This window comes from Paraburkholderia solisilvae (assembly GCF_902859875.1).
Lineage (GTDB): Bacteria > Pseudomonadota > Gammaproteobacteria > Burkholderiales > Burkholderiaceae > Paraburkholderia > Paraburkholderia solisilvae.
In genome coordinates this window covers 44,135-68,367 of sequence record NZ_CADIKF010000017.1, presented here as the reverse complement: position 1 = coordinate 68,367, position 24,233 = coordinate 44,135, and the positions used below count along the sequence as shown (strand labels likewise).

General features: G+C 64.0%; 23 protein-coding genes. 16 read left to right on the top strand and 7 right to left on the bottom strand.

From position 1 onward, the window contains the following. Positions 1–13 precede the first annotated feature (13 nt). Positions 14–1,603 carry a hypothetical protein gene (locus HV675_RS12800; RefSeq protein WP_175111285.1) on the bottom strand — a complete coding sequence of 530 codons (1,590 nt, stop codon included), beginning with the start codon at positions 1,601–1,603 and terminating at the stop codon, positions 14–16. Between the two features lie 333 nt (positions 1,604–1,936). Next, positions 1,937–3,241: an MFS family transporter gene (locus HV675_RS12795; RefSeq protein WP_175111284.1), complete on the bottom strand. Its 1,305-nt coding sequence runs from the start codon at positions 3,239–3,241 to the stop codon at positions 1,937–1,939. A gap of 285 nt (positions 3,242–3,526) precedes the next feature. Here HV675_RS12795 and HV675_RS12790 point away from each other — a divergent pair, with 285 nt between their 5' ends. After that, entirely contained in the window at positions 3,527–5,248 is a 1,722-nt protein-coding gene (locus HV675_RS12790) for a hypothetical protein (RefSeq protein ID WP_175111283.1), read from the top strand. A 130-nt stretch (positions 5,249–5,378) separates the two neighbouring features. Here HV675_RS12790 and HV675_RS12785 read toward each other — a convergent pair whose 3' ends face one another. Together HV675_RS12785 and HV675_RS12780 are read right to left on the bottom strand one after the other, a co-directional pair. Then, positions 5,379–6,086: a hypothetical protein gene (locus HV675_RS12785; RefSeq protein WP_175111282.1), complete on the bottom strand. Its 708-nt coding sequence runs from the start codon at positions 6,084–6,086 to the stop codon at positions 5,379–5,381. A 162-nt stretch (positions 6,087–6,248) separates the two neighbouring features. After that, the gene (locus tag HV675_RS12780) at positions 6,249–6,611 is read right to left on the bottom strand and encodes a ribbon-helix-helix domain-containing protein (RefSeq protein WP_246270221.1); all 363 of its coding nucleotides are present in this window, start codon (positions 6,609–6,611) and stop codon (positions 6,249–6,251) included. A gap of 226 nt (positions 6,612–6,837) precedes the next feature. Between HV675_RS12780 and sctC the strand changes: the two genes are divergently transcribed. From sctC to HV675_RS12705, 15 genes are all read left to right on the top strand, one after another. After that, complete coding sequence (gene sctC, locus HV675_RS12775; RefSeq protein WP_175111281.1) at positions 6,838–8,763, top strand: type III secretion system outer membrane ring subunit SctC; 1,926 nt, start codon at positions 6,838–6,840, stop codon at positions 8,761–8,763. Then, a complete protein-coding gene (locus tag HV675_RS12770) occupies positions 8,760–9,860 on the top strand; it encodes an FHA domain-containing protein (RefSeq protein WP_175111280.1) in 1,101 nt (366 codons plus the stop codon). The genes sctC and HV675_RS12770 overlap by 4 nt, the downstream gene beginning before the upstream one ends. Before the next feature lie 183 nt (positions 9,861–10,043). Then, positions 10,044–10,301: a hypothetical protein gene (locus tag HV675_RS12765; RefSeq protein WP_175111279.1), complete on the top strand. Its 258-nt coding sequence runs from the start codon at positions 10,044–10,046 to the stop codon at positions 10,299–10,301. Between the two features lie 131 nt (positions 10,302–10,432). Further along, positions 10,433–10,822, top strand: a complete 390-nt coding sequence (locus tag HV675_RS12760; RefSeq protein ID WP_175111278.1) for a hypothetical protein — start codon at positions 10,433–10,435, stop codon at positions 10,820–10,822. Beyond that, on the top strand, positions 10,822–11,649 hold the full coding sequence (gene sctJ / locus HV675_RS12755) for a type III secretion system inner membrane ring lipoprotein SctJ (protein WP_175111277.1): 828 nt from the start codon (positions 10,822–10,824) through the stop codon (positions 11,647–11,649). Before HV675_RS12760 ends, sctJ begins: the two co-directional genes overlap by 1 nt. Further along, positions 11,646–12,227, top strand: coding sequence for a hypothetical protein (locus HV675_RS12750; protein ID WP_175111276.1), 582 nt, complete (start codon positions 11,646–11,648; stop codon positions 12,225–12,227). The genes sctJ and HV675_RS12750 overlap by 4 nt, the downstream gene beginning before the upstream one ends. After that, the gene (locus HV675_RS12745; protein WP_175111275.1) at positions 12,221–12,988 is read left to right on the top strand and encodes a FliH/SctL family protein; all 768 of its coding nucleotides are present in this window, start codon (positions 12,221–12,223) and stop codon (positions 12,986–12,988) included. The genes HV675_RS12750 and HV675_RS12745 overlap by 7 nt, the downstream gene beginning before the upstream one ends. Then, positions 12,985–13,968 carry a FliM/FliN family flagellar motor switch protein gene (locus tag HV675_RS12740; RefSeq protein WP_246270220.1) on the top strand — a complete coding sequence of 328 codons (984 nt, stop codon included), beginning with the start codon at positions 12,985–12,987 and terminating at the stop codon, positions 13,966–13,968. Before HV675_RS12745 ends, HV675_RS12740 begins: the two co-directional genes overlap by 4 nt. Then, complete coding sequence (gene sctR, locus HV675_RS12735; protein ID WP_175111274.1) at positions 13,965–14,612, top strand: type III secretion system export apparatus subunit SctR; 648 nt, start codon at positions 13,965–13,967, stop codon at positions 14,610–14,612. Before HV675_RS12740 ends, sctR begins: the two co-directional genes overlap by 4 nt. Further along, on the top strand, positions 14,609–14,884 hold the full coding sequence (sctS, locus tag HV675_RS12730) for a type III secretion system export apparatus subunit SctS (protein WP_175111273.1): 276 nt from the start codon (positions 14,609–14,611) through the stop codon (positions 14,882–14,884). The genes sctR and sctS overlap by 4 nt, the downstream gene beginning before the upstream one ends. Before the next feature lie 2 nt (positions 14,885–14,886). After that, positions 14,887–15,609, top strand: coding sequence for an EscT/YscT/HrcT family type III secretion system export apparatus protein (locus HV675_RS12725; RefSeq protein WP_175111272.1), 723 nt, complete (start codon positions 14,887–14,889; stop codon positions 15,607–15,609). Further along, a complete protein-coding gene (locus HV675_RS12720) occupies positions 15,606–16,346 on the top strand; it encodes an EscU/YscU/HrcU family type III secretion system export apparatus switch protein (RefSeq protein ID WP_175111271.1) in 741 nt (246 codons plus the stop codon). The genes HV675_RS12725 and HV675_RS12720 overlap by 4 nt, the downstream gene beginning before the upstream one ends. A 1-nt stretch (position 16,347) precedes the next feature. Next, complete coding sequence (locus HV675_RS12715) at positions 16,348–18,438, top strand: flagellar biosynthesis protein FlhA (protein WP_246270218.1); 2,091 nt, start codon at positions 16,348–16,350, stop codon at positions 18,436–18,438. Between the two features lie 9 nt (positions 18,439–18,447). Further along, positions 18,448–19,764, top strand: coding sequence for a FliI/YscN family ATPase (locus HV675_RS12710; RefSeq protein ID WP_175111270.1), 1,317 nt, complete (start codon positions 18,448–18,450; stop codon positions 19,762–19,764). Continuing rightward, positions 19,761–20,180, top strand: coding sequence for a hypothetical protein (locus HV675_RS12705; protein ID WP_175111269.1), 420 nt, complete (start codon positions 19,761–19,763; stop codon positions 20,178–20,180). Before HV675_RS12710 ends, HV675_RS12705 begins: the two co-directional genes overlap by 4 nt. Before the next feature lie 244 nt (positions 20,181–20,424). Here HV675_RS12705 and HV675_RS12700 read toward each other — a convergent pair whose 3' ends face one another. The 3 genes from HV675_RS12700 to HV675_RS12690 all read right to left on the bottom strand — a co-directional run bounded on the left by HV675_RS12700 (position 20,425) and on the right by HV675_RS12690 (position 24,220). Continuing rightward, positions 20,425–21,396 carry a hypothetical protein gene (locus HV675_RS12700; RefSeq protein ID WP_175111268.1) on the bottom strand — a complete coding sequence of 324 codons (972 nt, stop codon included), beginning with the start codon at positions 21,394–21,396 and terminating at the stop codon, positions 20,425–20,427. A gap of 235 nt (positions 21,397–21,631) precedes the next feature. Then, positions 21,632–23,230 (bottom strand): ABC transporter substrate-binding protein, encoded by a 1,599-nt coding sequence (locus HV675_RS12695; RefSeq protein WP_175111267.1) that lies wholly within the window; start codon positions 23,228–23,230, stop codon positions 21,632–21,634. A gap of 216 nt (positions 23,231–23,446) precedes the next feature. Beyond that, on the bottom strand, positions 23,447–24,220 hold the full coding sequence (locus HV675_RS12690; RefSeq protein WP_175111266.1) for an SDR family oxidoreductase: 774 nt from the start codon (positions 24,218–24,220) through the stop codon (positions 23,447–23,449). Positions 24,221–24,233: the final 13 nt, after the last annotated feature.

Below are 24,233 nucleotides of genomic sequence, written 5' to 3'. Positions count from 1 at the left end.
ACCTGGCGCTCGTCTAAGGCTCTTTCACTGGCATTCCGGGCACCACGACCGGCAACGCCGTCGCGCCCGCGGATGGCGGCTGCATCACCTTGCGCACCGTTTGCCGATACCAGTGCGGAATCGTCGCGCCGAACAATGCGCCGATTACCGCGCTGAGCGCGACCGGCAGCCACGGCTGCGCGGGGGTGCGCCAGCCGGTGGCGGCGAGATCGGCGGCCAGCCATGTCACGACCCCATAGCCGACGAGCGCCATGCTGCCGGCGATACTCGCGCTTTCGGCCCATCTCAGCCAGCGCGGCGCCTGCGCTTCGGTCACATAGTTGTCGCATGCGAACGCCAGCAGGACAGCCAGCACGGTGGACAGCGCGAGCCACTTGCATTGCGCGCCGAACGGCAGCAGTGCTTCCGCGTGCGGCAGGCCGAGCCTGATCGAATAGACGACGGCGGACAGCGCGAGCACGACGGTCAGCGTCAGCAGCCCGGACAGCACGTAGGCGAGCACCGGCCGCTCGCCGCCGCGATCGCGGTTCGCAAACGCCCACAGCTGCTTCGGCAGGATCGCGAACGCGGCCGCGACGCAATGATTGACGGCCACCAGCAAGCCGATCGAGAGCCGGCGTGTAATCACGTCGCCCCCCGGCGCCGCGGTCAGGATGGCCACGATACCGAACAGCACGACGACGCCGATCCAGTCGAGTGCGAGCAGGTTGAACGGGAATGCCACACCCGCGCGCGGCGCGATCGTGAAACCCAATGTCCTGAGTTCGCTCGCGATCTGCGCTTCACGGTTGTTGCTGTACAGCAGCAGGCGCGCAAGCATCAGTCGCGCATCTTCATACGCATCCTTGGACAGCACGCGGAAATTTCGCACCGAGTCCGGCAACGCGGCGAGTTCCGGCGCCGGCAATTGCGCGGCCATGGCGAAAAAGCCGGCGCTCTGCGCGAAATAGCTGCGCATGCGCTTTTCGAATGCGTCGGCATCGTCAGGGAAGTCCGCGTCGAAACGGGCGCGGCTGCGGTACTTCTTCAGCCAGACATACAGCGCGAGCACGCGGGTAAAGCGATACTGCTGTGGCGCTCCGTCTCTGTCGGCGCTAAGTTGTGCGGCGAGCGAGGTGGCCAGATCGTCGCTGTCGCGCACGTAGGCCGCGGCATCGTCGACGAGGCTCGCGCGCATCTCGAACGGAGCGTCGTCCATTCTCTGCGCCCAGCGAACCGCGCCGAACGGAATTTCACCGATCGTATGGAAAAACGCGAGTATCTTGCCGTCGACGGTGTTGAGCATCGGCACCGACGGCAATAACGTGGTGAGCATCAGCGCGGCGACCAGCGGGGCTTCCAGTGCGTCGAGCCGCGTACCGTCGGCGGGCGCCGGATGCAGTATCGCGAGCCATTGCGGATTCTGCTCGATGGCCAGCGTGATGCCGATCCACAGGCCCGCGCAGGAAAGCACGTAGGTGATGCAGCTTGCGAAGTACTGGAACCGGCTCGTCTGCGCCCGCACGGTCCTCGGCGTGTTGAAGCGGCTCCACGCGTAGAAGCAGACAAGCAGAAATGCGAGCACATGGCTCGCGTGCAACTGTGCAATGAAACTTGCGCTCATGGTCGACCTCCGCGCCGCGTGTAGCGTATTGCTGTTTGCACTGCATGGCGGCACGCAATGACGGCGGACGCCAGCGGATGAAAACAGAACGAACGGGTGCGGCGCAGTTTTTAAACGGAGCGACGCAGGCGTGCGAGAGATCGCGCTGCACACGGAGCGATGAGGTTCGTTATCTTCGTCGGTTGCAGCAAGCGATAGCAAACGACAGGCGAGTGACCGGGAGCGGGCGAAATAGGCGAAATGGGCGAAACACAGAAACGGCCATCCAGATGCAATTCGGGCGCGGCATGGTCGCCGCGCCCGAATGCGTTCAGCTCACTCAAACGTCACCGCTTACGGCTCGTGACGCAGGTACCCCACCTTCGACGGATCGCGCATGGTGAACGACACGAGCAAGCCGATTGCGCACAACGCGGTGACATACCAGTAGAACGTGGTCTCGCTGCCCGCCTGCTTGAGCCACAGCGCGACATATTCGGCCGAGCCGCCGAAGATCGCATTGGCCACCGCATACGAGAGCCCCACCCCGAGCGCGCGCACTTCCGGCGGAAACATCTCGGCCTTGATCAACCCGCTGATCGACGTATAGAAGCTCACGATGGCCAGCGCCACCACCACGAGCACGAACGCCATATACGGGCTCGTCACGTCCTTCAATGCATGCAGCAGCGGCACCGTGCCGATCGTCGCAAAGAAGCCGAACAGGATCATCGACTGGCGGCGACCGATGCGGTCCGACAGCGCGCCGAACAGCGGCTGCATCAGCATGTACACGAAGAGCGCCGCGGTCATCACATTGCTCGCGGTCTTCGCATGCATGCCGGCGGTATTCACCAGATACTTCTGCATATACGTTGTGAACGTGTAGAAGATCAGCGAGCCGCCGGCGGTGAAGCCCACCACCGTGAGAAACGCGCGCTTGTGCTTCCACATGCCGGCGAGCGTGCCCGCGTCGCGACGCTGACGGCTGGCGGCCGTCGACGTTTCGTCGAGCGACTTGCGCAGATACAGCGCGATCAGCGCGGCAACCGCGCCGACCACGAACGGCACGCGCCAGCCCCACGCCTTCAGCTCGTCGGTGGTCAGTGTCTGCTGCAGGATCACGAGCACGAGCAGCGCGCACAGCTGGCCGCCGATCAGCGTGACGTACTGGAACGACGCAAAGAAGCCGCGCCGGCCCTGCAACGCGACTTCACTCATATACGTCGCGCTCGTGCCATATTCGCCGCCGACCGACAACCCCTGGAACAGCCGTGCGACCAGCAGCAGCACCGGCGCGAGCACGCCGATCTGCGCGTACGACGGCAGCGCGGCGATTACGAGCGAGCCGCCGCACATCATGAACACCGACACCATCATCGCAAAGCGGCGGCCGCGCTTGTCGGCGAGGCGCCCGAAGAACCAGCCGCCGATCGGGCGCATCAGGAAGCCCGCAGCGAATACGCCCGCGGTGTTGAGCAACTGCGTGGTGGTGTCGCCCTTCGGGAAGAAGGCCGGTGCGAAGTACAGCGCGCAGAACGAGTAGACGTAGAAATCGAACCACTCGACGAGATTGCCCGATGACGCGCCGACGATCGCCATGATGCGGCGGCGGGTGTCGCGTGCTGTGACTTCTGCGGGGATATTGAGATTGGTCATTTAACGATGTGCTCCTTCATGTTCCCCTGTCTATTCTGATATGGATGCCAAATTATTAAGACGCTCGTGCCGGCGACTTGGTTTGGCATTCTAAATGATGAATCGGGTTTGTTGAGAAAATATCGATCGATATCAATGCAGTCGATGCCGAGTGATGGTGAACTACGTATTGCCACACAAAATGCATAGTCACATCGGCACCGGTGTTGTCGAATTGCAGAATGAGTGGCCGCTCAATGTGGCGGCCTTTATCTCGATATTCGGCACATCAACCAGGAGACGCCAATGAAAACAGAAGGTGCGTTCCGTAGCGAACTTCCATCCGCTCACAGCGAAGTCGCTTCGAATAACACGCCTGCCACGCGAAGCGCCGGCCGCGCAGTGCAACGCGCAGGTGAGGCACAAGGCAAAAAAGCGTCGGCATCCGATCCGCAGCAACCGGATGCACAGACGAAGTCCGGCAAGCCGGCCACGCTCAGCCAGTACAACACCTATGCGAAGTACGCGAGCTCCATCGTCCGGCAACTGCTGTTCGGTGAAAGCCGCTTCAACAATTCGAAGCTCGTGATGGGCACGATGCTTTCGGCACTACAGGTCAAGGGCGGCCTCGTGCCGCCTGGTGTCCGCCTGGGTACGCTCGGCATGACACGGCTGAATTCGGCGACTGCGAACTTCTCGAGGGCGTGTGGATATATCGCGAGCGCCGCGGAGAAAAGAAAGGCTGGCAAGAACGCGGACGACGATATCGTCTCCGCTACCGCGCTGATGGGCGAAGGGCTGACGGAGGTGTCCGCGGGCCTCGGCGCCGACGTCGGGAACTACCTCGTCAAGCAATGGCAGACCCAGCTGGGAAAAACGAGCAGTACCGTCGCCACGGCGGCGCCGTCGCTCACGGAAAGCGACACCGTCCTCGAGGCGGAAACCGGCACGCCGATTCCGCGTGCGGCGATCGGTTCGGATGTCGATGCAACGCTTGCGCACGTGCCGCCGATGTCGCCGGAGCAGCACGAGGCATTGATGAAACAGAGCGAGCAGACGTACGTCGCGAAACTCGACAGTCAGCTCGACGCGATGCGCGAACGTGAAGTGCAAGGTATCGTCGAGGAACTCGAGAAGACACCGCCGGCCAGCCAGCCTGCGAGAATTGCGGAAATTTCCGCGCAGGCGCACGGACGGCTCGACACGGCGGCGGAGCTCGCTCAGGCGGCGAAGCTGGATATTTCGCAGAGAAAGACGCAATCGGTGGCGGACCTCACGCAGCTCGACAAGGACATGACGCAGGTCCGCGAGCAAATGAAGAGCGGCAAATATACCGACCCTGACGTCGCCGGCTTGTCGCACGAAGATGCGGCAAAAAAACTCGGCGCGCGGCTGCTTTCCTATCGCCGCCGCGAAGAGGAACTCGCGCAAGGATTCGAGATGCTCACCGAAGACGCATCGCCGGATCTCGAGGGAATGCGGCAACAGGTCGACGCGGCGAAAAGCATGGGGAGCCTCGAGAATCTGCCGAAAGAGGAAAGGCTCGCGAAGCTGGAGAAAATGAAAACCGCGTATCGGGAGAATTTCCTGAAGTACCAGAACGCGATCTCCGAGCCCAGCGCGAATCTGCCCGAATGGTTGAAGATCTCGCCTGCGCTGAAAGCTCAGCTCGGTCCCGCCGTGCTCAATACGGCGTTTGCCACAGCCGATGTGGGCGCGAGAATCGACGATTACGTCAAGAAGATCGCGGACGGTTCAGCTACCGAAGCGGACAACTGGAAGCTGGCCGGCAGTGTCGTCGGACTTGTCGGCGGCATGGCGTCGTTCATTCCGGTTGTCGGGCCGCTCGTTTCAATCGGGTTATCGCTGGTCGGCATCAGTCTCAGCAGTTTCCCTGAACATCTGGCCGAGCAGAAAAAAAGCGAAGCGATCGACGCATTGCGCGATCAGGCGGTCGACGCGTATCGGAAGAAGCATCCGGGTTCGGAAAACTACGTGTACAAATCGGACGTCGGGGCGGGCGCGTAACGCGGTTGCATGTGAAGTTGCCGGCGAAGGCCGGCAACCGGTTGATTGATACGATTCGTGAAGACCGCTGTCGCCGCGCTCGAGAGGTCCGTCCGATGCGAGCGACAGCAGCCGGTGCAACCTCGGAGCGTCAGGCCGATGCGCCGCCTTGACCGCCAAGGAGGCCAGATGCGAGGCCCGATGCGAGACCGCCCGCGCCACCGCCACCGCCACCGCCACCGGCGCCGCCCAGCATGCCCAGCAGCGGCATGATCGCGCCCATCACCATCTGCATGATCTGCGAAGGATCGATCTGCTGGCCGCCTGCGCCGCTACCCTGTCCACCGCTCGCTTGCGCACCGCCGTCGCTTCCCGCACCCTGTCCGCCGCTCGCTTGCGCGCCGCCGTCGCCTCCCGCACCTTGGGCCGCGGCCCCAGCCGCTGAAGCGTCGTCCGGAGAAAAGATGCGCGGACCGCCGCTCAGTGCCTGGGCCGCGTCGAGCGTACCCTGCATCCGCCCCTGGTCAAATGCTGCCGGTGCAGTATTGCCCAGCGTCGCACCCGCGCCGGACGACATGGCATTGCCGCCGGTACCCAGCGCCTGGGCCGCATCGAGCGCGCCCTGCACTCGCCCCTGGTTGAATGCTGCCGGCGCGTTATTACCCAGCATCGAGCCCGCCCCGGACGACATGTAGTTGCCGCCGGCGCCGAGTGCCTGTGCCGCATCGAGCGTGCCCTGCAGCCGGCCGTGGTTGAATGCGGTCGCTGCCTGATTGCCCGATGCAAAGCCCGCACCGGGCATCATCGAGCCGGCATGATTGTAAGAAGAGAATGAAGTCGACGTCGTTTGAACCTGCATGAAGATTTGTCCTTTTGATGATCGCTCTGTATACGGTTAGAGCGGATTCCGAATGGCCTGTACGGCTCGAATATCAGATGACGATTCTTTTTCTACATCAACACCTCCTGATTGCCGGATTAAGCGCGCTTTCGAGCTGACGCGAGCGGCCGGCCTGATGGCTCATTGAACGTCGCGCGCATTGGCGAGGCCGGTTGAATTCGCCGCGCCATCGGTGGGCATCGAACCAGAACGTTTCATCAACTGAACCACGCAGATCACACGCACATAGCCGGTGAAGTTCCACACGTCCTCATGCGCGAGATCCATCTCCAGTGCCCAGCGGGAAATCAGTTTCCCGACTGTCAAAGATTCTTCGCGCGCCAGCTTTTCGATGATTGTCCAGTAGACCTCTTCAAGCCTTAGACATGTCGCAAGACCATTGACGCGCACGGATCGCTGTCGCGGCCGTGCGAGGTCTGCGCTGAAATTGCAATACTGTGTAATGGGCATTTGAACCTGCTCAGAAATTTCGAAGCTGCTCAAAGTTATCGTTTGAAATGCAAAGTGGAACTTTCTGCAATCCGCTGCCCGGAGACAAATGATTAGGCATATTGATCAAATAAACTAAAAAACATTTGCCTGCCGGGTGTGTCGACTATCCTCGCGCAGTTCGCGAAACTCCGGTGATATATTTGTATGACCGTGATGCATGCGCGCACAACTAAAGTTCCGTCATGACGTAGCCGGCCTCGCCGGCAGAGGAGCTTTGATGTTCATGACGTGGTGCAACGCGGGCAAAGAGAGTCGATGTCGTTATCGGCGGCGCTATTCGACAGGCGTCGCGATGCGTCGTCTTGCGTTTGCATGGGTAACGTTGCAAGCGTGCGTGACGCATGCGGGCGAGCCGCCATGGCGCAACGCGCCGATGCATTACTTCGCGCGTAACTCGCAGCTAGCCGATGTGCTGAAAGATGTGGCGAGCGCAGGCGGGTTGTCGGTCGACATCGCGAAGAACGTCAAGGGCATGGTGAACGGCGCGTTCGACGAGCCGCCCGCCGCTGTGTTTGCAAAGCTGACGGAGGCCTATGGCCTCGCATGGTATTTCGACGGCAGAACCTTGCACGTGTCCGGCGGTTCCGACATCAGAACCAGAACGATCCCGTTTGCGCCGATGAAGCGCGAGGCTGTCGCCGGCCTGTTGCTCAGCCTCGATCTCGACGACCCGCATTTGCCGGTGCGCTATTCGGACACGACCGCTAAAGCCACCGGGCCGTCACGTTTCGTCGATTCAATCGCCGACGCAATCGAAAAGGCACGTCAGCAGGCGACGATCGACACGCCGTTCGATCAGACGCAGATTCGCGTGTTTCGCTTGCGCTATGCGCAGGCACAGGACATCACTTACACCAGCAGCAACCGCACGCATACGATTCCCGGCGTCGCGTCGCTGTTGCGCAAGTTGATGGGCGATACCTACGTGTCGCGTCCGCAACACCCGCCGCAACCTAAAGAAGTGCGCGCGTCGCGTAACGGGCCGCCGCCGTTGCCGAGCCTGCGCGGACTCGGGCTCGCGAGCGGCGATCAGCCGGCCGAGATGCTGTCGCCTGAGCCGGGCGCAACGCAGGTGGATGTTGCCAGTGTGCCCGACGTGATGTCGGCGCGCCGCAATATCGTGGCCGATGCGCGCACCAATTCGGTCGTCGTGTACGACGTGCCTGAAATGATGTCGAACTACGAGCGCGCGATTGCGATGCTCGATCAACCGCAGGATCTCGTCGAGATCACCGCGGCCGTGATCGACGTGTCGACCGACGCGGTGCGTGAACTCGGCATTCGCTGGGGCGGCGCAACGTTCGGCAGCGATGGCGCGGCGCATGCGATGGTGAATGCGTATCCGCCGTCCGCTGCGCAGACTGCGCTAACGGGTGTGCAAAGCGCGCTGCAAGGGGTGAACCTCACCACGCTGATCGGCAACACCGCGAACTATCTGTTTGCGCAGATTCGCGCGCTCGAAGAAAGCGGCAAGGCGCGCATCCTGTCGCGTCCGCAGGTGCTGACGCTGAATAACTCGGAAGCGGTGCTGTCGTCGCGCAACTCGATGTACGTACGCGTGGCGGGCAATCAGGACGTCGATCTGTTCAACGTCGACACGGGGCTGACGCTGAAGGTCACGCCGACCGTCGAGTCCGCTGACGACCCGCGCCGGAATATTTTGCTGAACGTGCAGATCGAGGACGGCGGCTTCGATTCGACGCAAACGGTGGACGGTATTCCACGCGTCAACAACCATTCGATCGTCACGCAGGCGATCGTCGCGGATGGCGAGAGCCTGCTGATCGGCGGCTACGAATATGAACGAAGCGAAACGTCGAAGTCGCAGGTGCCGGTGCTCGGCGACATTCCGTATCTCGGCGGCCTGTTCAGCGGCAAGCGAACCAGTACGCAGCGTCTCGAGCGCCTCATTCTGATAACGCCGCGGCTCAAGCGGATGACCGGCGGCGCGCCCGTCGACGTTGCGGCCGCGCAGCCGGTACCGGCTGCCGTGCGTACCGGCCTGCAGCCTGTCGCGCCGGCAGCGGATGTCGCGGTGACCGGCGCGTTGCTGTCGCTGTCGCAGCCGGCGGCTGCGTCGAACCGGCCGATGCTGCAAGGCACAGCCGCGGGCGCGCTGCCGATGCAGGACCTGCACCGATGAGCAGCGCCGCACTGATCGTCGTGACAGGCGGAATTCACGTAGGCGCAAGTGTGCAACTGTCGGAGGGTCACGATCTGTCGATCGGCAGCGGCGATGACGTCGATCTCGTGCTGATCGATGAAGGCGTTGCCGCGCATCACGCGACGATTCGCGTTGCCGGCGAGAAGCTGGCGCTCACCGCGCTGCAGGATCGGGTGACCGTGTTTGGCCGTCCGCTGCGCGCCGGCAAGTCCACCGAGTTGCGTTACGGCGGATCGTTCGCGCTCGGTGTCGCCACCTTGCAGTATGGCGGACGCGATGCGCTGACGCCGCGCGCGGTGCGCAAGGCCGAACTCGCGTGGCTCCTCGCACACGCGCCGTTGGCCTATGCCGCAAGGCGCAGCGCGCTGACGCCCGGGCCTGCGAAGGCCGGCCTGGCGGCGCTCGTGCTGGCGCTGATCGCGGGCGCCGGCTGGCACCTCGCATCGCCGCTTCTCGCCACGAAGGCAACACGCGATACCGGCAATCCGGCGTTTCGTTTCGTGCGCATGCATGTCGACGAGAGAGCCGGCGTGCCGGTGTACGAGGGGTACGTGCAGAGCTACGCGGATCTCTCCGCGCTGGCCGTCGCCGCGCGCAGCACGGCACGCAGCCCGGTGCTGAAAGTGATCGTGGTCGATCAGTTGCAGGAGCAGTTGCGCGCGTTTCTCGACAAGTACTACCGCGCCGCGCAAGTGCAGCCCACGCAGCCCGGTGCGTTTGCGATTACACCGCCCCCTGCCGACGGCTATCTGTTGCCCGAGTCGTGGGACTACGCGCGCGTGGCGCGCCTCGCGCGCGCGGAGATCGACGGCCTCGCCGGATTGACGTTCACCGGGCATCCGGCGAACAGCGGCGCGGTGCGCGTCCCGCTGGAATCGATCGGCATGAACCTGATGCGATCGACGCACGGCGCGTGGCTCGTCGATCAGCAGGGCGGCATGTACTTCGCGGGTTCGCATCTGCGCATCGGCAAGCTGACGCGCATCTCCGAATGTGTCGCCGAGGTGGTGCGCGATGACGATGGGTCGGTGTACGAATTCTTCACCAAAGGCGCGCGGGAGGAAGGCAAATGTTGATCGCGCGCTGAAGAGCCAGCAACAGGGCCAACCCACCCATTCACCTTTCGACGGAAAACAGGAATCGGGCGCAGCAGTCGAGCGTCCCGCTCCGCTTGCCGGGCGCGCGCGTCGCCAGGCAGGCGGTCGATGGAGCAGTCGCTCCGCAGAAATACGCGTGATCAAACTTTGAGGATCGAAATCATGGCTATAGGTGCAATCAGCCCGTACGCGGGCCAGTACGGCGCGGCGGGCGGCGGCTACGACAACGGCACCGTCTACAACGCATTGGGCAACGCGACGCGCGGCAAGGACGCGGCAGCGACCAAGTCTGCGCAGAGCGGTACGCCGCAGGACGCGCAAGCCGCCAAGCAGGCCGCCAACAAGGAGTCTGAAGCGGCGCAGACCGCGGCAATGCTCGAGCAGAGCCGCAATCAGTCGGTGATGGCGCTGTTGCGCTAAGCCCGCTTTTTCTCCCGCAAGGGGTTGGGGCGCCCTGAACGGGGCGCCTCGGCAGCCCGGGCATCCGGATGGTCCGTGCCCGGTTCGAACGTCCATGCTTTCACCGCAGAACACTCATTGAAGAGAACAAGATGGTGCCGCACATTCCCGCCATTGCAGTGACTATTCCCGAAGTTCAGCCGGCGACGCCATCATTCGACGCAGCCGGCGCCGCCCCGTACCCCCTCGGCGACCCGCTCTCCGGGCCGCCGGTCGCCTCGGCCGACGCGCGCCGCAGCGCATTCACCGACGACGCGGCGTCGCGCAGCGTCGCATGGATCGAGCGTGCCGAAGAAGGCTCCCGGGCATCGACCGAGAATCTGGATCAGGAAGTCCAGCGCGTGCTGGGCGGCGCGTTGAAGCCCGCCGATGTGTTCAGGCTGCGCACGCATATCAACATGAATGCGGAGGCGCTGCAGTTGTACAAGAAAGTAGCCGACCACTTTACCAACGGCGTGCAGACATTGGCGCGAGGCAATTGATGCGGCGCCTGCTGATCGTGCTGTCGTTCGTGCTGCTCGCCGGCTGCAAGACGTCGCTATTCGAAGGGCTCGACGAAGACCAGGCGAATCGCATCGTCGCGGTGCTGAGTCGTCACGGTATCGAAGGCGCCAAACAGCGCAATCCCGACAAGACGTGGACCGTGTCGGTCGACAGTCGCGACGCGGTCGCCGCGACTGAGCTGGCGGGTGCGTATGCGCTGCCGCGCAGCGGCCACGCGAATCTCGGCGAACTGTTCAGCCGTCAGGGGCTCATTTCGAATCCGGACGAAGACCGGGTTCGCTTCATCTTCGGCGTATCGCAGGAGCTTTCGGAAACGCTGGAGAAAATCGATGGCGTGCTGGTTGCACGCGTGCATATCGTGCAGCCCGAGCGGGACCCGGTGCTCGGCCTCGTCACGCCGCCGTCCGCATCGGTGATGCTGCGTTATCGCACCGACTACAACCTCGAGCTGATGCGCGACAGGATTCGCGCGCTCGTCGCGGGCGGCGTCGAGGGACTCACGCCCGATCGCGTGAACCTGACGCTGATTCCCGTCACGCCGGTGCTCGTCGCCGCCGACGCATGCGGCGGCGGCAGCGCCTGCGCGACAGAGCGCGAACGCGACGAACATGCGAGCGCAACGCTCGTGCTGCTTGCGATCGCGGCCGGTGTGATGTTGCTCAGTATGTCGGTGTGGGTATGGCGTCGCGGCATCCGCTCATTTTCATCCGCGTTTTCAGGGCGCGGCCGGCGCCGCCGCGCACCGGCCTCTGAAGCCGACGGCAAAGCGCCACTGGCCGCGCAAGCGAAAGGAGACACGCGATGACGGCTCTATCCGCGTTGTCGATCGGCAAATGGGCGCATCACAGCTGGTTGATGCGCGACACACCGATTCGCGGCGAACGTGCGCTTGCTGAAGCGAGCACGCGGCTGATCGCCGAATACCCGCAATTGGGTCGTATCGATTTCACGCAAACGCTGCCGTGTGTCGGCGCCTTGCCGCGTGCCGCATGCGCGCGCCTGTTCCGCGTCAGCGCCGCGCTCGCGTGTTCGCGTTCGCTGCGCCGCGTCGTAGCGGGGTCGGCGCATCTCGCGTTCGCGAGAAACGTCGCCCCGCACGTACTGCGCAAGATTCAACAACACGCGCGCGGTGATGCGGACGATCTGCCGGTCGGCGCGCCGCTCGATTTCTTCGACCGCCGCGCGATGACCGCCGCGGGGCTCGCGTTGTCGCTTCGCGGGCTGAGCGACGGCGGTGAAGTGCAGCACATGTGGCTGCGTCTGCGCATGCCGCGTGAGGTCGTCGATGCCGCGCAGCGTTTTCGTGCCGTCGATATAACCATCGAGGCTGCGCGCGCGCTCGTCGACGACGCATGGCAACTGATGCGGGGTGAAGCGTGCTGATCTGCAAGAAAGGAAACTGGCGCATCGAATCGGACGGCTACGTGTCGGCGGCCGATCTCGTCGAACTGGAGGATCTGCGCGCGCTCGATGACGCGCGCGCGAACGATGCGGCGCGCGAGACATCGCGCCTCGCCGCGCGTGTACGCGAAATGAAACGCCGCGCGTGGCGGCGAGGCTACGACGCGGGGCGTGCCGCAGCGGTCCGCGACTTTGCGATGCCGCATGCGGCTGCATCGTTTGTCGCGCGCTGCGTGGAGGAACGCCTCGTGCGCGTCGCACTGGATGCGCTCGTGCTGATCATCGGCAAGCTGCCGCCGGCGGCGGCGTTGCCAAACCAGTTGCGCCGCTGCATTGCCGCATCGCGTTCGCAGCAGGTGATGTCGCTGCGCGTATCGAATGTCGACTATCGCGAAGCGAAGCGTCTGATCGCGCGGCTCGAACAGGAACTCGCCGCGCCGCTGTTTACCGTACTGGCAGATGCCGGCTTGCCGCCTCATTCGTGCATCGTCGAAACGGAGCGCGGCGTGATTGACGGCAGCTTGCGCATGCAATTAAGTGCGCTGGAACGCGGTATCCGCGATGCGATCGGTGCGATGCTGGGCGAGTACCGCGGTCTCGACGAGGCCGTCGACAGACAGTTTGCGGTAGTGGAGCGGGGACTGCGCGACGTGATCGATGCGATCGGCCCGCGTGCGCGCAACGCGCGCGATGTTCAGCACGGGCGGACCACGCACGGTGCACACGAGGGAGACGCGCCGTGAATCCGCTCATCGGTATGAGCCGTCTCACGCAAGCCGACGCCGAGCGTCTGAACGTAGCGGCGCTGCATTTCGCCGCGCCCTGGCCGGTGCGTGTCGGCGTGCGCCGCTATCTGTTGCAGTTCGAGACATGCCGGGCGCGCTATCCGCTCAGGCTCGTCGGCACGGCATCCGGACAGCCGTTCACGCTCGATTGCGATGCACGGGCATTGCTGCCCGAATTGCCCGCGCGTCCGTTGCCGCGCGAGGACGCCGACGCGCGCGCACTCGTCGCAGATGCACTGGAGGACTGGCTGTCCGCGCTCGAGGGCGCATTCGGGTTCTCATTCGAGCTTCGGCACATCGCATTCGATGCGATGCCGCCAGCCGGCGTTTATGGAATGTCGGTCACGCAGGTGCAAAGCGGACGCGCCGCGCATTTTTCGTTTCATTGCGAAGCGGTCGATCAATGGTTGCGGCGTCGCCCCGCGCCGGCGGCCGGCGTCGACGGGTTGGGCAGGCGTCTGCGGGTGCCGGTGCCGCTATGCATGGCCGGCCCTTCGCTGTCGCTCACGCGCTTGCGCCGCATCAGACCCGGCGATGCGTTGCTGCTCGAGCGTGCGTCGTATTACTTGCGCGTGCCGTTGCGACATGGCGCGCGCCGCATTCTGCTGCAAATCTCTGGAGAGGAAATCTTGGTAGAGCGTCCCCTGATCGACGATGAAAAGGATCAACCGGAAATGACCAGCGAGTTTATCGCCGTCGACGCGCTGACCTTTGCGTTCGATGCGGTGCTCGGCACCGTCTCGCTGTCGGTGCATGAGTTGACCCATCTGCGTGCGGGTTCGATCCTGTCATTGCGGATACCGGTGCGGGAGCGCGCGGTGACCCTGCTGTGCCAGGGCGTGCCGTTCGCGCGCGGCGAGCTGATCGATATCGACGACGCACTGGGCGTGCGCATCACGGACCTGCCGCACCGCGCGAATCCGGATGCCGACGCATGAACGCGCCGCTGGACCCGATCTCGATCATCGGACTGATGGCGGTGCTGGGTCTGATGCCGTTTATCGTCGTGATGGTCACGTCGTTCACCAAGTTCAGCATCGTACTGACGTTGCTGCGCTCGGCGCTCGGCGTGCAGCAGGCGCCCGGCAACACCGCGATCGCCGGTCTCGCGATCGCGGCGACGCTCGTCGTGATGGCGCCGGTGATGTCGAAGATCGGCGCGGAGCTGTCGCTCGACGAGCGGCTCGAAAGCGGCGCGATGCCCGGCATGGCGGAGACGATCAAGGCGGTGCGCGGTCCGCTCGGCGAGTTTCTGTACGCGCATTCGCGGCCATCCGAGCGTGCCTTTCTGGTGAATGCGGTCAAGCGGATCGACCCCGAGCGCGATGCGCAGGAAACCGATTTCTCGCTGCTGATTCCCGCGTTTCTGATCAGCGAAATCTCGAGCGGTTTCGAGGCGGGGTTTCTGCTGTACATCGCGTTTCTCGTGATCGATCTGGTGGTGGCCAACGTGTTGACCGCGATGGGCATGATGATGCTGTCGCCGAGCACGGTATCGATTCCGCTCAAACTATTCGTGCTGGTCTCCGTGTCCGGCATCTCGCGGCTGATTCACGGGCTGATCATCAGTTACATCAAATGAGTTCGTTTCCGTCGCTCACGTCGCTTTCCAGCGACGCGCTGTTGCTCGTGTTCTGGCTGTCGCTGCCCGCGCTCGCGGTCGCGACCGGTGTGGGTCTGCTGCTCGGCCTCGTCCAGTCCATTCTGCAGATTCAGGACCAGACGCTTCCGTACGGCGCGAAGATCATTTGCGTCGGCATGACGCTGATCGTCACCGCGCCGTGGGCTAGCCGCGAAGTGACGCGTTTTCTCGAACATGTGTTCGAGTTTATTGCCGCGGGCCGCGTGCATTGACCATGAATGTCTTCGGCTATCTCGAGGGACTCGCGTTCTGCTCGATTCGACCCGCGGTGGCGCTCAGCCTCGTACCGTTCGCGTTCGGCGACTCGCTCGGCACGAAGCTGCGCGTGCCGCTCGTGCTGCTATTCGCCGTGCTGCCGTTGCAAGCGGGCGCGCCGGCGCCGTTCATTCTTGCGGCGCTGATGGAAGCGCTGGTGGGTGTCGCACTCGGCCTGCTGCTAGGCGCGGTGTTTCACGTCGCGTCATGCGCGGGCGCGCTGCTCGATCAGCAAGGCGGTTACTCGATCGCGGCGGTCTACGACCCGAACTTCCAGCAGGAATCCGCGCTGTTCGAAACGCTGTTTACGCAGTTTGCCGCGCTTACGTTCTTCACCGGAGCGGGGCTGCGCTTCGTATGCGGCTTCTTCGCCGACGCGTGGGCGATCTGCCCGCCCGGCGCGTCACGCGTGAATCTGGAGCAGCTGTTCCAGCAGATTTCGGCCGCGCGCGTGGCCGCGTCGTTCGCCGAAGGCGTGCGGCTTGCGATGCCGCTCATCGGTCTGATGATGATGGTCGACCTGTCGCTCGGCCTGATGTCGCGGCACGTGAAGCGGCTCAACCCGTTTACGACGGCGCGCACGGTAAAGGCGATGGTGATTTCATTCGCGGCGATGTCCTGCGTGCCGGTGTTTGTCGAACGGCTGGCGATCATCTTCAGACAGAGCCTGATGCTGCGATGAGCGACAAGACCGAAGCACCGACCCCGCAGCGCCTGAGCAAGGCGATCAAGGATGGCGACATCGCGAAGAGCGTGCACGCGAGCGCCGCGGCAAGCGGGCTGATCTGGTGGCTCTTTCTCGTGATCGAGTCGTCGCACCTGTATCAGCTCTTTCAAACGCTGATTCTGGAAGTGACCGGCATCGATGAAGCACGCGGTTTTGTCGAGCGATCCGCGCAAGTGGTGTCGTCGCTTGCCGCGTTGCTGCCCGCGGCGTTGGTCACGCTGGGCGCCGGCATTTTGGCGGCGGTCGTGCCGGAAGTCGCGCAGACGCGCGGCGTCATTGCATGGAAACGCGCGACGCCCGATCTGAAGCGTCTGAACCCGGTGTCGGGCCTGAAGAATATTTTCAGCACGCGGGTGATCGTCGATACCCTGATTGCGCTCGCGCAGTTCACGATTTTGCTGGCCGTGTTCTGGTATGCGTTCGTGAAGTGGTGCGCGCAGCTCGTGCCTTCATTCACGCTGTCGCTGCCGATGCTGCTCGCGGACATCGGCGTATCGAGCGCGTCGCTGCTCGCGATGATGGCCGCGTCGCAGCTGGCGCCCGCCATCGCCGACTTCGTGATGCAGCGTGTGCTGTGGCGGCGCAGGCTGCGCATGGACAAGGAAGAAATCAAACGTGAATACCGCGACAGCGAAGGCGACCCGCACGTGAAGGGCCGCCGCCGCGCGCTACATAGAGAATTGAGCCGCTGATATGTCAAAGCCGATGCAAAACCGTTCGATCTGGACGCGTCTGGATGTGCCCGGACTGCTCGGGCGCCATGCCGACCTCGCGGTCGGCGTCGGCATTCTGTCGGTGCTCGTGCTGCTGATCCTGCCGGTGCCGGCGTTCATGCTCGACTTCTTTATCTGCGTGAGCTTCTGCGCGAGCTTCGTGATGCTGAGCACGACCATCTACGTCACGAAGGCCGCGCAATTGTCGAGCTTTCCGTCGCTGCTGCTCGTGACGACCTTGCTGCGCCTCGCGCTTGCGATCGCATCGACGAAGATGATCCTGCTCTACGCGCATGCGGGCGACATCATCGGCGCGTTCGGCGAGATGGTGGTCGGCGGCAACGTCGCGGTCGGCATTGTCGTGTTCGTCGTGCTGTCCGCAATTCAGTTTATCGTGGTGGCGAAGGGAGCCGATCGCGTCGCTGAAGTGTCCGCGCGCTTTACGCTGGACGGCATTCCCGGCCGGCAGATGAGCATCGATGCCGATCTGCGCAGCGGCCTGATCGCGCCGCACGAGGCCGGGCGGCTGCGCGGCGAACTGGAGCGCGAGACCTATTTCTACGGCTCGCTCGACGGTGCGATGAAGTTCGTCAAGGGCGACGCGGTGGCCGGGCTCGTCGTCGCGCTTGTCAACATTGCGGGCGGTCTGGCGGTGGGCATTGCGCAGCGCGGCATGTCGTTCAGCGACGCGCTGCATACGTACACCATTCTGACCGTCGGCGACGGTCTCGTTTCGCAGGTCCCGTCGCTGATCGTATCGATCGCGGCGGGCCTGCTGGTCACGCGCGTATCGTCGGGCGGCGCGCCGACCAACCTCGGCGGCGACATTTTCCGGCAGCTGTCGCTGCATCCGAAGGCGCTGGCGATGGCGGGCGTCGGCTGTTTTGCGCTAGGCGCGATCCCCGGCTTTCCGCATGTGCAGTTCGCGCTGGCGGGCGGCGCGCTGATCGGACTGTCGATCCTGATGATGCGGCAGGCCGCGGCGCTGGAACGCACGCAGCGGCCGTTCATGCCGGCGATGACGCGCGACGGCGGCAACTATACGCAGCGCATTCTGGACGACGTCGAGCTCGGCACCAGTGCGATTCTGCGCTTGCGCCTGGGGGCCAATGCATATGAAGCGTTGCGTCCGCGGCTCTTCGATGCGCAGCTCGGCAAGGTGCGGCGCGATCTGATGACGCGCCTCGGCCTGCCGTTTCCGGGGCTCGCGTTGCAGCGCGATGCGCGACTCGACGCCGAGCGCTACATCATCGATATCGACGAGGTGCCGTACGCAAGCGGCACGCTGGTCGCTGCTCACGTGCTCGTGAGCGGCGGCGAGTCGCAGATAACGATGGAAGGCATAGCGGGCTATAGCCCGGGCGCGCCGAAGGCCGTATGGATCAAGAGCGCCGAGGCGGCGTCGCTTGACGATCCGCAGATCGGCAAGGCAAGCGTCGAAGAAGCGTTGTGCGCGCATCTGGCCGACGTCTGCGAGCAGACCGCGGCGGAGTGCATGGGCACGCAGGAGGCGCGCTTCCTGATCAATCAGATCGGTATCGAGTTTCGCGAACTCGCGGGGCAGATCGATCAGGCGGTCGGTCCCGTCCTGCTTGCCAGCGTGCTGCGCCGGTTGCTCGAAGAGCGCGTGCCGATCCGCAATCTGCGCGCGATTCTCGAAGCCGTCATCCGTATTCCGGATGGCGAGCGCAGCGTCGACCGGATGGTGCGCGACGCGCGCATCGCGCTCGGTGCGCGTCTCGCACGCCGCTACGCGGATCTCGACGCATGGCGCATCGACGCGGCGGTGTTCGAGCCGTCGTGGGAGGCGGAACTCGAAGACCGGATCCGCAGCGGTCCGGACGGCGAGCCGGTTTGCGTGCTCGGTGTCGATGAACTCGAACACCTGCAGCGCGCGTTCAGCGACGCATACGCGCAAGGGGTGCGTGTGCTGGTTACGACCGCGGTGTTGCGTCCGCATCTGCGCCGGCATCTGAAGACTTTCGGCATTCGCATCGACGCGCTGGCGATCGAAGAGATTCCGCTCGATAACTTCAGTGTGCAGACGATCTGCACGCTTTCTCCAGCCTGAGCGGCGCGCATGAAAACGTTCCAGCATCTCGCGCCGGTGCTCAGCGGTGAGCCGACGCTGTATGGCAGAGTCGCCGAAGCGCGCGGCGTCGTGGTGCGCGCGGTCGGCGTGTCGTTGCGGATCGGCGAGATGGTGCGCCTCGTGCGTCCCGATACGCTCGACACGCAAATGGGCGAAGTGGTCGGTTTTATCGACGACGGCGCGCTCGTGATGCCGCTCGACGGCCTCGCCGGTCTGTCGAATATCACGCAGGTGCACGGCTGCGGCCTCGCGTGGGGGCAGTTCGATGCGCTCGATATGCTCGGGCGCACGGTCGACGGACTCGGGCGTCCGCTCGACGGCGGCCCGGCGCCGCGCGAGGCGAGCGCGCTGCAACGCGGCATGTCGCTTGCCAGCATCAACCCGCTCGAACGGCCGGTGATCGCGCAGCCGTTCGTGACCGGCGTACGCGCGATCGACGGGCTGCTCACGTGCGGCGTCGGGCAGCGGGTCGGCATTTTCGCGCCGGCGGGCGGCGGCAAGAGCACGTTGATGGGCATGATCGCGAACGGCGCGCAGGTCGATGCGATCGTCGTTGCGCTGATCGGCGAGCGCGGCCGCGAGGTGTCCGAGTTTATCCACGATCATTTGTCCGGGCGGCGCGCATCTGCGGTAGTGGTGGCTTCGACCTCCGAGCGGCCGGCAGCCGAGCGGCTGAAGGCGGCTGAACTCGCCTGTGCGGTTGCGAGCGGTTTGCGCGCAAGCGGACGGCGCGTGCTGTTGCTGTTCGATTCGCTGACGCGCTATGCGCGCGCACTGCGCGAAGTCGGACTGGCGGTCGGTGAGCCGCCGGTGCGCCGCGGCTATCCGCCGCGCGTGTTCGCGGAGTTGCCGAAGCTGATCGAATCGGCGGGGCTGACGCGCGAAGGCAGCGTGACCGCATTCTTCACGGTGCTGGCGGAAGATGAAGATCTTTCCGATCCGATTGCCGAGGAAGCGCGCTCGCTGCTCGACGGGCATATTCAGCTGTCGGGCAAACTCGGCGGCGCGGGCCATTATCCGGCGATCGACATCCTGAAGAGCAAGAGCCGTGTGATGACGCGCGTGACGGATGCGGCTCACCGGGCCGAGGCGGACCGGGTGCGTGGATGGATGAGCCGCTATCAGGAGCTCGAACTGCTGCTGCAGATCGGCGAGTACCAGCGCGGCAGCGACGCGGCCAGCGATCTCGCGATCGACCGGTATCCGGAGATCGTGCGGTTTCTGCGCCAGCGCCATGACGAGCATTGTCCGGTGCAGGCGACGCGTTCGATGCTGCACGCATTGTGCGGTGCGCCGGCGCGATGAGCGGCGACGCGAAGCGCAACGCGCAGCTATGGCGGATGCTTGCGCGCGTTCGCGCGTTGCGCGTGGAACGCAAACGGCGCGCGCTCAATCTGGCGCGCGAAACGTTGCAGCGGGCCGACGCGCAGGTTGACCAGCGCCGCGCGGAAATACGCCGGCATGACGCGCAACGCCAGTCGATCTTGCAGTCATGCGGCCATGACAGGCGCGCCGGGCAGCTCTGGCGTGAAGCATTGCGCTGGCACGACGACCGCACGCCAGCGCTGCATCGCGCGCTTGCGCTGGCGATGCGCGAGCGCTCGAATGCGGCCGACGATGTGTCGGGAGCGTCGCTGCAATTGCAGCGCGAAACGATCGGACGCGATGACGCTATCCAGCGCGCGCGCCGGTTCCGGGCGGCGTTGCTCGATCGGGATTAGCGGATGGCGCGCGAGTGTGTCACTTGCCTCGCGCGCGGGTCGATGCGCCGTGAAGTTCGCTGCTGCATGTGCATGTGCATGTGCGTGTGCGTGTGCGTATGCGTGTGCGTATGCGTATGCGTATGCGTGTGCGTGTGCGTATGCGTATGCGTGTGGCCGGACGGCCACGAGGCTGGCGTCCGGCGTGGAGCCCACGACTCCGGTCGAAAAGAGACAGAGCCCTGTACGGGCTCCGATGCGTCGATCAATGTGCGTTGATATCGGCGTTCGTAATCGGCTTATGCGTGGTCGAGTCGATCATCTGCCCGTTGCTGTACGTTGCGGTATGCGCGTTGTTGGCGATCTGCTGGTACTGGCTCTTTTCGCTGCCGTTCGTGACTTCGCGGTACGTCGGTTTCGACGACTTGTCTGCCTGGCTCAGATGGTCCATCACGTACATCGACCCATCTTTCTGTTGAATCACGGCCTTGTCCAGATACGGCGCCGGCCCGTTGTTATTCTTTTTGGCTTCCGGAATCATCGTGATGTTGTTGCCGTCGACCTGCACGCGGAACGGGTCCTTGTAATCGCCCGTCGCGATCTGCTTGCCGTCGACGGACAGGCTTGCGTGCGGATCGCCTTTCGACGAGATCGACACGTCGTGACCGTCTTTCGTCTTCGTATTGATAAAAAGGTCGGAGTCGGACTTCTTCGTTTCGAGCGTCGTGTTGTTGCCCATGCGGACATTCAGGTCGTCACCTTTTGAGGTGACCGACATCGGCAGGTGTGATGTCTGGCCGGATCGATTGTTCCAGCATCGTTCATCGATGTCGCGGCCGTGCCGATCGGAACCGTTGTCGTATCCGTGCCGATCGTGACCGTAGTCACGTTGATTCGCGGGTTGCTGCACGCGGGTGAACGAGGTCTTCGACATCATGCCGCCATCCGGCGTTCGCACGACTTCCCGCGAGAAGTTTGTCATCGACGCCTGTTGCATACGGCCATAATCGCTGCGCTGCGGCGTCGAATACGCGTGGGAGCTGAACGACGCCATCGCGCGCGACGTCTGTGGATAGCCGGACGGCTGACTGAATGCGCGCGACGCGCCATACGGGTTGATCGAGCGGGACGACGCGGCGAAAGAATCGAATGAACGGGACTGGGTAACCGATCGGGCCGAATTCCACGCGTTGTTGTGGAGCGTCTCAAACGAACGGCTATCGAACGTGGCTTGCATGTGCGAATCCTCTAACAGGGCAATGCGTTAATCGAAAGTTATGATTTGCAGCAGCGGCAGCCGTGCGTTCGCGCGACCTGCCGATTCCGCACGCAGAGTCTAGGTTGGGACAGACGCACAAGGGCACTACATACGTAGTGCTACAGGATCGCACACGGTTTTACAGATCGGCGGCGCAAAAAAAGCCCGCGTGCCGAACACGCGGGCCTGTTTTTCCGGAAGGGCGGCGATTGCGCTACTGCACGCTGACCGTCGCGAAGTTCTGCCGTCCGAATGCGCTCACCTGGTATCCGCTGACGTTCTTGGTCGTGATCACGGTCGCGGTCGGATAGCCAAGCGGAATCCACAGCGCTTCATCGTGAATGATCTGCTGGGCCGCCTCGTAGGCCTGCGTGCGCTTCGCCTGATCGGATGTGCGCTTGCCCTGATCGATCAGCTTGTCGAGATTGGGGTCGCAGAAGCGCGAGAAGTTGATGCCCGATGTCACGCCGTTGCAGCTGAAAAGCGGCGTGAGATAGTCGTCCGGATCGCCGTTGTCGCCGGCCCAGCCCATGAACAGCGTGTCATGATGGCCCTGCTTCGCTTCCCTGATCAGATCGCCCCACTCGATCACCTTCACGTCGGCCTTGACGCCGATCTTCGCGAAGTCCGCCTGCAGCAATTCCGCGCCGGCCTTCGGGTTCGGGTTCAGCACGCTGCCCGTCGGGCGCACCCAGATCGTGGTCGAAAAGCCGTTCGGGTAGCCCGCGTCGGCAAGCAGCTTCTTTGCCTTCGCAACATCGTACGGCCATGGCTTCACCGCCTTGTCGTAGCTCCAGGTATTCGGCGGGTACGGGTTCGTCGCGGGCGTCGCGGTGTTGTCGAACACCGCTTTCAGATATGTGGTCCGGTCGAACGCCATATTCAGCGCGGCGCGCACCTTCTGGTTGTCGAGCGGCTTCTTCCCGGTATTGAGCGCGACGAACGCGGTCATGAACGCCGACGTTTGCTCCACCTTCAGCGACGGGTTGTTTCTCGCGTCGGCGATGTCGAGCGGTTTGGGCGACAGCGCGATCTGGCATTCACCGGCCTTCACCTTCTGCGCGCGCACCGTGGCGTCCGGCGTGATCGCGTAGATCAGCCGGTCGATCTTCGGCTTCGGTCCCCAGTAGGCCGGGTTCACGTCGTAGCGAATCACCGCGTCCTTCGTATAGCTCTTCAGCATGAAGGGCCCCGTGCCGATCGGCTGCGCGTTCAGGTCGTTCGTCTTGCCGGCTTTCAGCAACTGGTCTGCGTATTCGGCGGAATAGATCGACGCGAAGCCCATCGTCAGCACCGACAGGAACGGCGCGTTCGGCTCGGTCAGTTCGATCTTGACCGTCTGGTTGTCGACCTTGGTGATCGACTTGACGAGCTTCGCGAGGCCCATCGATTGCGCATGCGGAAAGCCGTTTGCGCCGACCACCTTGTGCCACGGGTTGCTATCGTCGAGCATGCGGCTGAACGTGAAGACGACGTCGTCCGCGTCGAGCGGCCGCGTCGGCTTGAAATAGCCGGTCGTCTGGAACGATACGTTCGGGCGCAGACGGAACGTGTACGTGAGGCCGTCCGCGCTGATCTGCCATTTATCGGCCAGTCCCGGCACGACCTTTTTCGTCGCTTCGTCGAAGTCGACGAGCGTATTGAAGATCACGTCGGCTGACGCGTTGGTCGTGACGAGCGAATTGAACTGAACGATATCGAAGCCATCCGGGCTCGCTTCGGTGCAGACGGTCAGCGGCTTGGCCAGCGCGAGCGCGGGCGCAGCGAACAGGACGGCGGCAAATACGGCAGCGGCGGACGGCGTGAAGCGCATGACATCTCCCGGAACGATCGTGATCTGGCAACGTGGCTTGCGTGCCGCGCCGCTCGCAGACGGCTGCGGCGACGGCGGTGGGCGGCTGATATTGTGCTGAAGATCGCCCGATTGCGCTGCCACGTTCGCAAAAGCTTATTGGACGGTTGCTGCGGCGACCACCCAGTGGACCTTCGTTGACTGCGGTGGCCGCTTTTGGATGCTGCCGGCTGACGTTTAATCGGCGGCCGCGCGCGGCTTGTGCGGCGCCTTTTCCATCGCCGCATCGTAGAGCCAGCGTGGCGTGATGTGCAACATCATCGCGACGAAGCGCATCTGCCACGGCAGCACGACAAAGCGCTTCTTGCGGTCGATCGCATCGATCGCCTGGTGCGCGAAGCGCTCGACATTCATCAGAAACGGCATCCGGTACGGGTTGCGCGCGGTGAGCGGCGTGCGGATGAAGCCCGGCGCGATCGTGACGACCTTGACGCCGCGCGGCCGCATTTCGACGCGCAACGCTTCCAGATAGGTGCGCGCCGCGGCTTTCGATGCACTGTATGCGCCCGAACCCGGCAGCCCGCGCACCCCCGCGACGCTCGATACGCCGACCAGCGTCCCCTTGCGCGCAGCAGCCATCGCGGACGCGAACGGCTCGAAGGTGGCGACCATGCCGAAGTAGTTGATGTCCATCACGTCGCGAAAGGTCTTCAGGTCGCCGAGGCCGGTGACGGCGCCGCGGCTGACGCCGGCATTCGCGATCACGATGTCGGGGCAGCCGTACTGGTCGAAGAAACGCTTCGCGGCGGCCGCAAGCGCGTCGGCGTCGCGGACATCGGCCGGATAGATCGAGATCGGATGATGAGGGTGGGCTTGCCGGAAACGCTCGAGTGCGTCGGCGCGCCGTGCGACGAGGCCGACGATCGCGCCGCGCCGCACATATTCGGCCGCGAGCGCGAGGCCGATGCCGCTCGACGCGCCGGTGATGAAAACCTTTTGCGGTGTGCTCATACCAGCGCGTCGC

Bases quoted from the DNA above. Each gene is read 5' to 3' on its own strand.
- HV675_RS12800 (WP_175111285.1), bottom strand. From the start codon at position 1,603: ATGAGCGCAAGTTTCATTGCACAGTTGCACGCGAGCCATGTGCTCGCA.
- HV675_RS12795 (WP_175111284.1), bottom strand. From the start codon at position 3,241: ATGACCAATCTCAATATCCCCGCAGAAGTCACAGCACGCGACACCCGC.
- HV675_RS12790 (WP_175111283.1), top strand. From the start codon at position 3,527: ATGAAAACAGAAGGTGCGTTCCGTAGCGAACTTCCATCCGCTCACAGC.
- HV675_RS12785 (WP_175111282.1), bottom strand. From the start codon at position 6,086: ATGCAGGTTCAAACGACGTCGACTTCATTCTCTTCTTACAATCATGCC.
- sctC (WP_175111281.1), top strand. From the start codon at position 6,838: ATGTTCATGACGTGGTGCAACGCGGGCAAAGAGAGTCGATGTCGTTAT.
- HV675_RS12770 (WP_175111280.1), top strand. From the start codon at position 8,760: ATGAGCAGCGCCGCACTGATCGTCGTGACAGGCGGAATTCACGTAGGC.
- HV675_RS12765 (WP_175111279.1), top strand. From the start codon at position 10,044: ATGGCTATAGGTGCAATCAGCCCGTACGCGGGCCAGTACGGCGCGGCG.
- HV675_RS12760 (WP_175111278.1), top strand. From the start codon at position 10,433: ATGGTGCCGCACATTCCCGCCATTGCAGTGACTATTCCCGAAGTTCAG.
- sctJ (WP_175111277.1), top strand. From the start codon at position 10,822: ATGCGGCGCCTGCTGATCGTGCTGTCGTTCGTGCTGCTCGCCGGCTGC.
- HV675_RS12750 (WP_175111276.1), top strand. From the start codon at position 11,646: ATGACGGCTCTATCCGCGTTGTCGATCGGCAAATGGGCGCATCACAGC.
- sctR (WP_175111274.1), top strand. From the start codon at position 13,965: ATGAACGCGCCGCTGGACCCGATCTCGATCATCGGACTGATGGCGGTG.
- sctS (WP_175111273.1), top strand. From the start codon at position 14,609: ATGAGTTCGTTTCCGTCGCTCACGTCGCTTTCCAGCGACGCGCTGTTG.
- HV675_RS12725 (WP_175111272.1), top strand. From the start codon at position 14,887: ATGAATGTCTTCGGCTATCTCGAGGGACTCGCGTTCTGCTCGATTCGA.
- HV675_RS12720 (WP_175111271.1), top strand. From the start codon at position 15,606: ATGAGCGACAAGACCGAAGCACCGACCCCGCAGCGCCTGAGCAAGGCG.
- HV675_RS12715 (WP_246270218.1), top strand. From the start codon at position 16,348: ATGTCAAAGCCGATGCAAAACCGTTCGATCTGGACGCGTCTGGATGTG.
- HV675_RS12710 (WP_175111270.1), top strand. From the start codon at position 18,448: ATGAAAACGTTCCAGCATCTCGCGCCGGTGCTCAGCGGTGAGCCGACG.
- HV675_RS12705 (WP_175111269.1), top strand. From the start codon at position 19,761: ATGAGCGGCGACGCGAAGCGCAACGCGCAGCTATGGCGGATGCTTGCG.
- HV675_RS12700 (WP_175111268.1), bottom strand. From the start codon at position 21,396: ATGCAAGCCACGTTCGATAGCCGTTCGTTTGAGACGCTCCACAACAAC.
- HV675_RS12695 (WP_175111267.1), bottom strand. From the start codon at position 23,230: ATGCGCTTCACGCCGTCCGCCGCTGCCGTATTTGCCGCCGTCCTGTTC.
- HV675_RS12690 (WP_175111266.1), bottom strand. From the start codon at position 24,220: ATGAGCACACCGCAAAAGGTTTTCATCACCGGCGCGTCGAGCGGCATC.